Source organism: Sphingobacterium sp. SG20118 (assembly GCF_044740685.1).
Lineage (GTDB): Bacteria > Bacteroidota > Bacteroidia > Sphingobacteriales > Sphingobacteriaceae > Sphingobacterium.
The window spans coordinates 3,688,647-3,701,612 of the sequence record NZ_CP172826.1 but is presented as its reverse complement, the minus strand read 5'-3'; the positions used below and the strand labels follow the sequence as shown (position 1 = coordinate 3,701,612).

Annotated in this window: 12 protein-coding genes; 6 read left to right on the top strand and 6 right to left on the bottom strand. The window is 36.3% G+C overall.

Annotated features, from left to right (window positions below):
* Positions 1-132: 132 nt before the first annotated feature.
* From ACFX5U_RS17005 to ACFX5U_RS16980, 6 genes are read left to right on the top strand one after another with little or no spacing between them, the layout of a single operon-like run.
* On the top strand, positions 133-585 hold the full coding sequence (locus ACFX5U_RS17005; RefSeq protein ID WP_400261543.1) for a hypothetical protein: 453 nt from the start codon (positions 133-135) through the stop codon (positions 583-585).
* A gap of 5 nt (positions 586-590) precedes the next feature.
* Positions 591-1,280, top strand: a complete 690-nt coding sequence (locus tag ACFX5U_RS17000; protein ID WP_400261542.1) for an urease accessory protein UreF — start codon at positions 591-593, stop codon at positions 1,278-1,280.
* A 12-nt stretch (positions 1,281-1,292) separates the two neighbouring features.
* Positions 1,293-1,931: an urease accessory protein UreG gene (gene ureG / locus ACFX5U_RS16995; protein ID WP_038700418.1), complete on the top strand. Its 639-nt coding sequence runs from the start codon at positions 1,293-1,295 to the stop codon at positions 1,929-1,931.
* A 1-nt stretch (position 1,932) separates the two neighbouring features.
* Positions 1,933-2,724: an urease accessory protein UreD gene (locus tag ACFX5U_RS16990; protein WP_038700416.1), complete on the top strand. Its 792-nt coding sequence runs from the start codon at positions 1,933-1,935 to the stop codon at positions 2,722-2,724.
* Between the two features lie 51 nt (positions 2,725-2,775).
* Positions 2,776-3,672 (top strand): urea transporter, encoded by an 897-nt coding sequence (locus ACFX5U_RS16985; protein WP_038700414.1) that lies wholly within the window; start codon positions 2,776-2,778, stop codon positions 3,670-3,672.
* A gap of 13 nt (positions 3,673-3,685) precedes the next feature.
* Positions 3,686-4,498 carry a DUF2490 domain-containing protein gene (locus ACFX5U_RS16980; RefSeq protein ID WP_400261541.1) on the top strand — a complete coding sequence of 271 codons (813 nt, stop codon included), beginning with the start codon at positions 3,686-3,688 and terminating at the stop codon, positions 4,496-4,498.
* Here the strand turns inward: ACFX5U_RS16980 and ACFX5U_RS16975 are convergent.
* From ACFX5U_RS16975 to ACFX5U_RS16950, 6 genes are all read right to left on the bottom strand, one after another.
* The gene (locus ACFX5U_RS16975) at positions 4,495-5,382 is read right to left on the bottom strand and encodes an AraC family transcriptional regulator (protein WP_038700412.1); all 888 of its coding nucleotides are present in this window, start codon (positions 5,380-5,382) and stop codon (positions 4,495-4,497) included. The two genes, ACFX5U_RS16980 and ACFX5U_RS16975, sit on opposite strands and share 4 nt — an antisense overlap.
* A 282-nt stretch (positions 5,383-5,664) precedes the next feature.
* The gene (locus ACFX5U_RS16970; RefSeq protein WP_400261540.1) at positions 5,665-6,456 is read right to left on the bottom strand and encodes an META domain-containing protein; all 792 of its coding nucleotides are present in this window, start codon (positions 6,454-6,456) and stop codon (positions 5,665-5,667) included.
* A gap of 127 nt (positions 6,457-6,583) precedes the next feature.
* Entirely contained in the window at positions 6,584-8,386 is a 1,803-nt protein-coding gene (gene yidC, locus ACFX5U_RS16965) for a membrane protein insertase YidC (RefSeq protein WP_038700408.1), read from the bottom strand.
* Between the two features lie 15 nt (positions 8,387-8,401).
* Positions 8,402-10,036: a CTP synthase gene (locus ACFX5U_RS16960; protein WP_038700405.1), complete on the bottom strand. Its 1,635-nt coding sequence runs from the start codon at positions 10,034-10,036 to the stop codon at positions 8,402-8,404.
* A 160-nt stretch (positions 10,037-10,196) separates the two neighbouring features.
* Positions 10,197-11,324 carry an acyltransferase family protein gene (locus ACFX5U_RS16955; RefSeq protein WP_400261539.1) on the bottom strand — a complete coding sequence of 376 codons (1,128 nt, stop codon included), beginning with the start codon at positions 11,322-11,324 and terminating at the stop codon, positions 10,197-10,199.
* A 690-nt stretch (positions 11,325-12,014) separates the two neighbouring features.
* Positions 12,015-12,854, bottom strand: a complete 840-nt coding sequence (locus ACFX5U_RS16950) for a carbohydrate-binding family 9-like protein (protein ID WP_400261538.1) — start codon at positions 12,852-12,854, stop codon at positions 12,015-12,017.
* Positions 12,855-12,966: the final 112 nt, after the last annotated feature.

Below are 12,966 nucleotides of genomic sequence, written 5' to 3'. Positions count from 1 at the left end.
ACCATTTGCACATACAGGTAAGTTGGACTAATTAATGCAGCAGTACGAATTGGAATCTATATAAAATTATTTTTAAAAGCATACATGATCATCATCACAGAAATCACGAGGAACTTAAGTAGGGAATCTACGATGAAAAGACAGGATCTGCTCTGGATAGAGTGGTATCAGGCGGATAAGCGTATCCAGCGTCTCCTGACCCACGAGGGGATGGAAATAGCGGTCAAATTGATTGGCAATACGAGTCAGTTACATGATGGGGATATCTTGTATGAGGATGCTGAAAAAGTAGTGATCGTAGCCATTCGCCCTTGTGAGACTATCTGTATAGGAACGGTTGATTATTTGAAAATAGCTTTTGTCAGTTGCGAAATTGGAAACAAGCACTTGCCCTTATTTACAGCAGGTAACGAATTGTTGATCCCTTATGAACGGACGATGCAGGCTTGGCTGGATAAACAAAATCTGACTTATACGCTGATGCAGCGCAAGCTCCTCTATCGGTTCAACGCCAATGTGGATGCTAATCATCATCGGCAACTAAAATTTTCAACAAAGCATATCCCTTTGTTTATTAAAGTATAAAATATATGGAAAATACATTTCTTGGTAAGCTTCTTCATTTATCTGACCCTACTTTACCTATTGGTGGATTTACCCACTCAAATGGTTTGGAAACTTACGTTCAAAAGGAGATTGTTCACAATAAAGTAACAGCAGAGTCTTACGTCAGACACAATCTGTGGTACAATTTGAAGTACAACGATGCTGCTTTAATGCGATTGGCTTATGATGCGACCTGTAATGGCGACATGGACCTGCTCTGTTCTTTGGATGAAGAGTGCTCGGCTCTGAAAAGTCCGAAGGAAATTCGAGAGGCCAGTAAAAAATTGGGGGTGAGACTTTATAAAATTTTTTCTAGATATCAAAATCAACCGATTTTCAAAAGATGGGGAGAACTGATTAAGGAGAAGAAAGTAGATAGTCATTATTGCTTGGTATACGGTATGTTGGCAGCACTTTTGGAAATCCCAATACGAGAGGCATTGCATGGCTATTATTATAATGCTGCCATTACGATGGTAACCAATGCAGTGAAATTGGTACCCTTAGGACAATTGGATGGTCAAGATATCTTGTTTTATCTACACGATGACCTGATAACTTTGTGCAATGAAACCCTGGAAGTGGATCGTGATCTTATAGGTCTTTGTAATATTGGATTTGATATTCGCTGTATGCAACATGAGCGATTATATTCGAGAGTTTATATTTCTTAATAATTGGAACAAATGGAAAATAGAAAATATGTTAAAATAGGCGTAGGTGGTCCGGTTGGATCAGGAAAAACTGCCCTATTGGAGTGCCTGAGCAGACGCTTGATCCATGAATTGGATTTGGCTGTTATCACCAATGATATTTATACGAAAGAGGATGCTGAGTATATGGCTAAAAATAGCTTATTGCCTCCTGAACGTATCATTGGTGTAGAAACAGGTGGCTGTCCGCATACGGCTATTCGAGAAGATGCTAGTATGAATTTGGAAGCTGTTGAAGAGTTGGCAGAGCGCTTTCCTAATCTTGAACTGATTTTGATTGAAAGTGGTGGTGATAATTTAACGTCAACATATAGCCCAGATTTAGCTGATATCACCATTTTTGTGATTGATGTGGCGGAGGGAGAGAAAATGCCTCGTAAAGGTGGACCGGCAATCACAAGATCGGATCTCTTATTAATCAATAAAATGGATTTGGCACCTTATGTTGGTGCTAGTTTGGAAGTGATGGAGCATGATAGCCGGAAAATGAGAAAAGGTTTACCTTTCTTATTCTCCAATTTGAAAACAGGTGAAGGAGTGGATGAAATCATTGGATGGATCAAAAAATATGCACTGTTGCAAGATGTAGAAGAACCTAATTTATTGCGCTAATATGATTTGTTCATTAGATATTAATGTGGCGCATCGTGAAGGTAAATCTTATCTTAAAGATGCGTATGTGACCCAGCCTTTTAGAATTGTACCTGTAGGTCAATATCGTAGGGATAAGGCAGCATACTTAATGATCATGAGTTCATCGCCAGGATTGTTGGATGGTGATGACCATCGCATCCAGATAGCAGTTGATCCTGGCGCAAAGTTGCAATTAAAAACGCAGGCTTATCAGCGTCTTTTTCATATGAAAGGAAAATCGGTGCAAAAAATGGAAGTGAATCTGGGTGAAGGCGCTGTCTTCTCTTTTGTTCCTCATCCAATTGTTCCTCAAAATTCCTCTCATTTTTTAAGCCATAACATTATTCATATGCAAAAGAATTGTCATGTTATTTTGAGTGATATCGTGACATGTGGGCGTAAGTTGTCTGGAGAAGTTTTTGAATATCACCATTTCCAAAACTTGACCCAATGCTATATTGATGGCCGTTTGGTATTGAAAGATAATGTGTTGTTGCAGCCAGACAAGATGCCGATACAAGATATTGGTTTATTGGAAGGTTTTACGCATCAAGGAACATTTTTCTATATCAATAGTGCGGGGAAACCTGTGCAGGAGTGGATTGAGAAATTTCATGAGCAATATGAATCGATTGCAGATATACAGTTTGGTATCAGTGCATTACAACAAACGGGTTTTATGATTCGGGTTTTGGGTAATGGCGCTGAACAGTTATTCGATATTTTTCAGGAAGTTCAGCAAGAATTATGGGATGCTGAACTCCTTATTTAATCATTTTTTTGAGACTATATTTGATAGTCTTAAAAAGTAAATCATCTCAAAATGAGATACAAAATTTTAGCTTTTATAAGAGCTTTTTTAAGAGGATTCGGACAGATCATGTTGCAAGGTAATGCTTGGACAGGAATATTATTTATAGGCGCCATTTTATATGACTCGATCGAAATGGGAGTCGCTGGCATAATCGCAAATCTTGTGGGATTTGTGACAGCGAAAATCATGAAGTATGAGGAAGAGGATATTGAAAATGGTTTATTCGGTTTCAACGCAACCTTGTTTGGAATCGCTTTGGTCTTCTATTTTGAAACAAATATTTGGATCTGGACCACACTGGTCCTCGGCTCAGTCTTGAGTACTTTAATGATGGGTTTTGCCCTCAAGAAAAATTTACCAGCCTTTACTTTCCCTTTTGTCATGGTGACCTGGATCGCCTTGTACCTACTGAGTATTCCTCAATTATCCATGAATACTGTTCCGCATCACTTTGTGGATATTAAAGAAATAGATGATTTCCTCATTGAGGGACACGCATTTGGTCAAGTTATTTTCCAAGGGAGTGTCATTGCAGGACTGATCTTTTTTCTGGGGGTGTTTATGAGTAACCCCATGGCAGCTCTATATAGTGTTGCTGCTGTGGTAATCAGTGTCTACTTATCAAATCATGGGCATGAATCGAGGGCTATGGTCAATAATGGGACATTTAGTTTCAATGCACTGCTTTGCGGAATCGCATTAAGCGGACCTCGTGTTCGAGATGGGTTGTATGTACTTGTAGCAGTTTTTATAGCAACTTATTTTGATCATTTCTTAGTACATGCTGGCTGGACGACACTGACCTTTCCATTTGTAGTAGCCATGTGGGCAATGGAACCCATCAAGCGTTTTGATAAAAGGATGGTCGATAAGTTTAATGAGACTTTCAGTTTTAAACGCTATTAATTGAAAAAATGCAATGAGAATTTTGAAAAACAAATTTAAAAAAATAATACCCTTGCTATTTTTAATGGCATGTCAGATTACTTTTTCGCAAGCTCAGGTAAGTCCTCCAGGATTGGGAAAGGCTAAGACAGCTTCTTGGTCGGTACTGGGTCTAAAACGTCAATTGGATAGCACTGGGACAAAAGAAGCCCTTACTTATATTGGCTTGGGTACAAAAAGTACTCCGGATGATTCTAATCCATTTCACAAACAGGCTATATGGGTGTTAAATCATGAGGTAACGCATAAATTTGCGAAGAACCAACAATATAGCTATGCATTGAGCTATCGTCGCCAAGATGTGTATGATGCAGATGTACCTTACCACCATGAAGGCGTAGAGCAAGAATTTAGGCTATATGGTCGCTATGCTTATACGTTTAAATTTGCGGATCGCTGGAAATGGAAAAATACGGTTAGACAGGAGTTTCGAAAATTCTTTACTGATGATTTTCAGAAGGCCGAAGAGAATTTTCAATTCAGAACGCGTCTTAAATCGCAGTTGAATCTGAAGTTGTCCGATAAGAACAACCAAGAGCTGGCATTGAGTGCAGAAGGATTATTTGCGATTAGTAAGCTGAATAAGCCAACTGCTTCTTGGTCAAAATTTGCCTATAAGGAAGCGCGCTTAGGGCTTTATTATATGACGGATATTCCTAATAGTCCTTTGCATCTCGATGTTGGGTATATGAACGATTTGATTAAAGGTTATGATCAAGTGGATTTTGGAGTGCATTACATGGCAGTGGACCTTATCTGGAATCTGCCCTATAAACAGAAGCATTAATCGGATAAAAATTTATGCTTGCGATAATCACTGGGTGAATACCCAGTGGTTTTTCTGAATAAGCGCGTGAAATAGGAGGGTGATTGAAATTTCAACTCAAATGCAATTCCTGCGATATCTCTTGTTGCATCTTGTAATAAAATCTGGCTATGTAAAATACTGATTTCATTGATCCATTGTTTCGGAGGCTTATTGGTGGCTTCTTTCACACATTTATTGAGATAGTTTTCCGATATATGCAGGAGATTGGCATAAAATAATACATTTTTATGGTCGATATGGAATTTCTGTACAAATTCTCTAAACCGAAAGGCAATATCCAGTTGTCTGCTCATAGGAGCTTTGACTTCGTAATCTGTTTTAATGATTTTTAATAGGATACATTGTAGCATGGAAATGCATATTTCCATTACTTTACCTTCAGTAAAAAGCTCTTCTTCCAATAAGGTGAGCATTTTTTGAATCCAGGTGGATACATGTTCTGAAAGTGGGGTAAAGGGATGAGAATTGAAAAAACGAATGTCATTTATTCCAAGTTCAATATCGGTTACGATTTCGTTTTCATAAACAATAAAAAAACCTTCGGCATCATCTGAAATTGATAAAGTAGCGGTGATATTTCCTTGTTTAACATTGATAACTTCATTTTCAGCTAAGGTGTAGGATCCAGATTCTAAATGCTGTGAGAGTGTTCCTTTGGTAACAAAAATAAGAAAGTTGAAAGTGGTACGATAAGGAATCACAGGCATGAGAATGCTTCTGAGATAATTTTCAATGCGATAAACTTGTATTTTGCTTTCATTGAATAGATTATGGTCAGTTACATCTGGCAAAAAGAGTTTTTTGTACTCGTAATTGTTGATAATCTTAATCGATGATTTCATAGTCCTATATATTAAATAATCTGCTCATGAACCGATTTATGAACGTGCTTATATATAAGCAAACATAGATAAATTGTCATGCATATACAACATAAAGTGTTACATATAAAAGAGCTATCGCGTAGTAAGACTGTATTTCAGTATGAATTTTTTGTAACATAAAGATATTGATGTTACATTGACCCTGTATTGTTTTTATATGAGGTATATTGGATAGGCCGTTGGTTTGATGAAATAGAAAAAGCTCCAAATATTTTAGCGCTTTTTCTATTTATCGTGTTACTATTTTTTATGGAATCTCATCATGGCGATGTCTCCAACAATAAGAGTCAATGTATTTCCTGAAACACTGTATGTATTGATTTTACCTAATGTATTAAAATATACGTCTTCACCTGAACCTTCACAAGCCATTTTTGTCGATGCTACTGGACCGAAGCTGATGTGATTGTTCTCGGTCTTGAAAGTGCCATTGTATGCGTTACAGCTTCCGTTTCCTGAAACTTTCTTAGTATCGATATCAAACGTGATCGTAGGTTTTGTGTTTGGGTATAAACCTGCAAATGCAATACGGGGTCCTGAGATATAATCCAATTCCCAAGTGCCTGATAAAGATTGCTCTGTAGTTTCTGCAGGTATCAATCTGAACTTGGCGACTGTCTTATTTCCCTGATTTAGCATGAATAATGTTCCATCTAATTTGTAGTTATCCGCATTGATAATCACTTTTGATAAAGCTTGTTCGATTTCAAACTCAGGACAAGCCATCATGGTTGAAATTCCTTGAGAGAATTTAATCTTATTATTATCCAAAAGTGTTACCCCACCATTTAACATATTACAACCAGCATTTGCACTGTAGGTGCTATCCATAAATGCAATGTATGGTGTACGACCATTTACTTTTTCAGCGACAGCCTTACCATCGACTTCTATCAATTGCCATTTGTTTCCCGTTAATTGCATAGTTTCTGTAGTGGAGACATTTTTGTGATCTGTATTTTTCTTGAAAACTGAACAACTGCTTAATCCTACAATAAGCGTAGCCATCACTAAAATCTGATTTAATTTCATTTTGTATCTGATTTGTTATACTTGTTAAACAATAATAATAACGTTTGGTTTAACAGAACGCTACATTTTTAAATAAAAAAGAGGAAGGCCATATGGCCTTCCTCTTTAAAGACAGTAATAAAAATTACTACTTTTTATTTTGTTGTGCTTGACGCATCGCTTCTTCCATTCTAGATTGAAACGACGATTTCTTTTGCACTTTAGGATTCTTTTTATTGTCTTCTAACTTCGCTAAAATCTTGTCATCATTAACCATTGAACGAATGATTAACTGTGTTAAGAACGTTAGGATAGCACTTAGGAAGTAATAATAGTTCAAACCTGCAGGGAAACTGTTTAAGACAAAGAAGAAAATCAATGGCATAAAGTAACCAATGTATTTCATTTGTCCTGTAGCACCCGAAGTTGCATTGTTGTACCATGTGGTCAATAAAGTTGTTAATGTCATCAACACACACATTAATGATACGTGATTCACACCAAAAATTGGAGAGAAAGTGAATAGGGTATCATATGTAGACATGTCTTTCATAAACAAGAAGCTTTCACCTCTCAACTCGAATAAATTCGGGAAGAAGTAGAAAAAGGCAATTGTAAAAGGCATCTGTAATACCAAAGGAAGACAACCTCCTAATGGATTCACACCTGCTGTTTTGTACAATTTCATTTGTTCTTGTTGTAACAAAGCGGCATTGTCATCACCTACTTTAGCTTTAATCTCATCTAATTGAGGTTTCAACACACGCATTTTAGCCATGGATAGGTAAGATTTGTATGTCAATGGTGATAATACTAATTTTAATAATAAGGTTAAAATTAGGATAACGATACCATAGCTAAGGTGAAAATTATCTAAGAAATCAAATACAGGTACAGTGATGAATTGATTGATCCAACGCATCGGTCCCCAACCCATATTGATGATCTTGTGAAAATCATGACCTTCTGCTTTTAATGTTTTATACTGATTTGGTCCAAAGAAAAAGCTTAACGAATAACTGTTATCTTTTTGAGTCGCATAATCCAGCTGTGCTGTAGCGCTATAAAGCTTAACAACTTCATCTTCAATCGTAGATTTTACATTTACATTTGCAGTAGAAAATCCAGTTTTGCTAGAAAGAATATTGGAGAAGTAGTGTTGCTTGAATGCAATCCATTCTACTTTTTCTTTCAGTTCTTTTTCATCATCTTTCGATTCTGATAAATGATCTACGTTATCTACTTCTTTGTAGTAAACAGTTGATTTTTGACGTTCTGAATCAATATTTTGCTCTTTTTGAAGTAAAATGGTTTCCCAGTCTAAAGCAATTGATTTCTGATCAATCTTGTTTTGGATACCTTTGGTGTTGATATCAAGACCGATATTGTAACCATCACCTTTTAAGGTGTATACGTATTCAATATACTGATCAACTCCATACGTCAATTGAAGTTTGATTGACTTAGCATCTTCACCACTGATTTTTACATCTGTATCTGCTGTTGCAAAGTATAGATCATTGGTATTGATGTTTTCTCCAGATGCATTGAATTTTAATCCAAATCTGTTGTGGTCTCCCTCAAATAAAATTAATGGTTTACCATTAAAATTTGTTTCGCCTTTTAATTCTACAGATTTTACACGACCACCCTTCGAACTGATTTTAGCAATGATTTTATCATTTTCTAAAGTGATGATTTGCTCAGTTCCAAATTTTGCTGCACCAAAAGGAAGTTTTAAAGCAGCAGAATCAACAGGTTGTACTGTTGCGATCTCTGTAGCAGCTATCGTAGAGTCTGCTAATGGTGCTAAACCTTGTTTAACGCGAGCTAGCGAATCTTGTAGAGCTTGTTCTTTTTTTATTTCTACGTCGGACGGTTTCATTAAGTAAAATGAACCGGCTATGATTCCGAACATCAGAAGTAAACCAATAAGGGTATTTCTATCCATTTTTTTAAATTAAACTTACTTAATTGTTTCCTGCTTTTGTATCTTATTTTTCTTATTCGACAAAGCAGCGGTTACAAAGCTAACAAAAAGTGGGTGAGGATTTGCAACAGTTGACTTTAATTCTGGATGAAATTGTCCTGCAACGAAAAAAGGATGGTTTTTCAACTCAACAATTTCCACCAAACCTGACGTTGGATTCATTCCTGATGCAATCATTCCAGCAGCTTCGTATTGCTCTAAATAAGCATTGTTGAATTCATAACGGTGACGGTGACGCTCTGATATTCTTGTTTTACCGTAGATACTGTATGCTTTTGTACCTTTTTTGACATCACAGTCATAGGCACCTAAACGCATAGTACCACCCATATTGATGATTTCTTTTTGATCTTCCATCAAATTGATGACTGGGTTAGGTGTATCAGGGTCCATCTCCGCACTATTGGCATCTTTAAGCCCCAATACGTTGCGACCGAATTCGATAACCGCACATTGCATGCCTAGACAAATACCAAAGAAAGGAATGTTATTTTCACGAACATATTTAATAGAAGCTAATTTTCCTTCTAATCCGCGTTCACCAAATCCTGGTGCAACAAGAACACCATCCATATCATTTAATTTGTCTTGGACGTTTTGGTCATTGACACTTTCTGCAGCAATATATTGTAATTTTACTTTACACTCATTGGCAGCACCTGCGTGGATAAAGCTTTCAACGATAGATTTATAAGCATCAGGTAGTTCGACGTATTTACCCACTAAGCCAATATTAACTTCATTGGTCGGGTTTTTTAATTTACCTAAGAAGGCTTTCCAGCTTTCTAAATCTGGCTCATTTTTGTTAGAAAGTTTCAATTTAGCAAGAACAGTCTTGTCCAATTGCTCCTTCATCATATTTAATGGTACATCATAAATCGTAGGGGCATCGATAGATTCAACTACAGCATTGATATTCACATTGCAAAACAAAGCTAGTTTTTTGCGAATTTCTTGTGTTAATTTATGCTCAGTACGACACACCAAAATATCTGGTTGGATACCATATTCCAATAAGGTCTTAACCGAATGTTGTGTTGGTTTTGTTTTTAATTCACCTGCAGCAGCTAAATATGGTACCAATGTTAAGTGAATAACGACAGAGTCATGCGTGCCTAATTCCCATCTTAATTGACGCACTGCCTCGATGAATGGTAAAGATTCGATATCTCCGACAGTACCCCCTAATTCAGTAATCACAATGTCATATTGACCTGTCTCACCTAATAAGCGCATACGGTTTTTTATTTCATCTGTGATATGTGGAATAACTTGAACTGTTTTTCCTAAGTATTCGCCTGCACGTTCTTTTTGGATTACAGATTGATAGATACGACCTGTCGTGACATTGTTCGCTTGTGAAGTGGGAACATTAAGGAAGCGTTCGTAATAACCTAAATCAAGGTCTGTTTCAGCTCCGTCTTCCGTTACGTAACATTCACCATGCTCATATGGATTTAGTGTTCCTGGATCAATGTTAATGTAAGGGTCGAATTTTTGGATCGTAACCTTGTAGCCACGTGCTTGGAGAAGTTTAGCAAGAGAAGATGCAACAATGCCCTTCCCTAACGACGAAGTAACGCCGCCCGTAACAAAAATATATTTAGTCATATCAATAATGGATTTCAAAATATAAGGCCTAAAATGGCCTAAATATCTGCTTTATGTACGGGATACAAAGATAAGAATATTTGTGGAAGACGACGTTTTTTTTTATCTTTAATTTAAAATAACTGTTTTTTTTACATCCTGATTGCACGAAATTTAATCTTTACGAATTCAGTTTTGACCTATATTTCATAAAAAAATCTTCAAAATATTTCTTAGATAAATGTGCTGTAAGAAATGTGCCAGCTAGTACCAAACTATAAAAAATGATAAAACTTAGTATGGGATCTAGATTTAGTAAATGGTTCTTTCCAAGATGGATGACAACGAAAATAACAATCATATGGTACATGTAAATACCGTAAGATATCTTACCGCCATAGTCTAAGAAGCTATTGTTGAAAACCGACCTAGTATCTAAAACAACACCTACATAAACGATGAGGTTAAGAAATAAGATGTTAAGTATGATGTATGAGAATACCCAATGGCTAAATATATCAAATCCCAGTAAAGCAATGCAGGTGCTTCGGAAAAAGAAATATCCAATTAGTGTAGCTAATAAAAGGTAATTAACGAATACATATTTTTTGTACCAGGCTTTTACATTGATATTTGTATGATAGAGCAAATAGGCTCCCAATGCACCTATGGCCATTGACTCGAAAGCAAAGGTTTTAATGAGATGTACCGCAAGTGTATTGGTGATGATGTAGTTGAAGCAGAAAATAAGTAATATTACTTTAATCAAAAATACCGCTAAGATTAGGGCTAATTTATTGTTTATCCATTTAAATAGGGGCGCCCAAATAATGTAGAACCATTCTTCGACTCCAATGGACCACAGGGGTTCCAATAGATGGGAGCCAAATTTGAATGTAACTAAACTGGGTAGGAATAATACAAATAAAAGCCATACTTGTTCTATATGATAAGGAAAGGTATAGTTTATATGTAGGATATTAAACAGAAACGGAAAGATTATAATTCCAATGGCAACTAATAAAAAATACAAAGGCCATATGCGGATAACTCTTTTCAAATAGAAGTTTTTAATGGATATTGTATTTTTCGCAGCTTTTTCTTTTATGAGCAAATAGCTGATGAGGAAGCCGCTCAAAACAAAGAAAAATTTTACGGCGGTGCTTCCATTTTGAAAAAAACTGATGTGTTCAAAGCTAGTGAAACTGTTTTTTGCACGGATGACTTCGCCATGATGGAATATGACAAGCAATGCAGCAAAAAAACGGAACGCGTTGAGATTTGGGAAAAAGGATATATTCTTATACATTGTTGTTTGTAAAAATAACAATATTAGTTTATTTTTTGTATTCTTTTTGTTGATGCCAATTGTTTGGATAACATCCCCGCTGTTTTATTATTCGATGGTATTGCCGTAGCAGCGTTCAGTATGTATGCACGATAACGATTCTGTATATACATATGTTGTTCGGTTCTGGTTTTCCATTGCGGTTAGCGATAGCTTCTGATGCAATTCGTTGCGGTAGCAGAAAGCATGGGTTGTGTAGGTTGCATTTTTTCTTTTAGAATTTGTTTTTGTTTAGGGAGGTATAAGCTACTGGCGAGATTATACGTCTGGACTCAGGAGTGGGGCTCTAGCGGAAATGTGTAAGATTATTGCTCGGATTGATTTGCTGTTTTGGCTGAATAACAGGGCTATTATAATCAAATTATAATAGCCAGCATGTTAATGTATCGATATTAAGGATGGAGGTCGAAATGGCCTCTGTTATCTAAGGACACTCGAATTTTTTTTGAAAGTTTGTCGATAATTTTTATTGTATAACTCTGCTTGTCCTTATTTAAATCCATGTTGATTTGAAAATCTTTCGTAGAGGGAAGGATATACTCCTTATATAATGAGAGTTTTGTTAACTGCTCGCTGTAATGACGGTTTTCTTTTTTGAACAATTGTTGTAGATAATGGACATTCCACGCTAACTTAGTTACGTTATAGCTGTCAGGCAAAGCAGGGGTCTTGCTCTGTAGCTTGTTGAACAAATTGTAGATATCCCCACCTTTCGGGATAGTGCATATTGATTAGTCCGATGGGTGACCAGACCCAATTGTCTTCTGCTAATATTTTATTGTTTTCTTTTTTTCTGCTATAATGGTTATCACTGAGTTCATGTTGCCATTGTACGCGTGAAAAATTGCATAACCAATAGTCGTCATTTTTTGGAAAAGGTGCTTTACCAAAGGCGTAAAGTGATTGGTGAGGGATAGCAAATTCAACCGACCAAAATGAATCTGTGTCTTTAGGATTGTTGAGAGTCCCTTTTATGTGTACCGCGGATTTTAAATTTTTAACATCCCAGTGTGTGATAGCTTGTCCACCAAAACGATACGGCTTGGTAAGCATGAGGTCGAATATAGTATGAAGGGGGTTGACTTCTATTTCGTAATATTCTGCTTGATGTAGGTTGGGTTTTAAAAATATTTCAAAATCATTGTTCAAGTACACGATTTCATCATGTTTGTAAATGTCTGCCCAAATGTGGGGTTCATAAAGTTTAGCATAAATGTACAAATTAGTCGAATCCCAAAGCATTTTCACTTCGGTTTTATAAGCAGGTTTCTTGAATTCACCTCCTTGGATATCTTCAAAATTAATTATGGTCTTTGCTTTAGACCAGCTGTTTTCAAGGTCTTTACCATCAATTTGCATGGGTTCAGTGATTTTGTGAACGGCATATGTTTTTGGAATGGATTGTAGCGCTAGAAATTCTTGAATGGAATTTTGGGCATAACTGTTGATACAACAGCATAGCAATGCGAGAATAGATATAAGTTTGTTCATGATAGTCTTTTCGGGCCTTAAGATAGACTAAAAAGATTTAGCATAAAAGCAGTAATCTACCTTGTAAAGAAAATGTTGCTAAAAGGGGAAGGGAGGGGTAATAAAAAAAGGC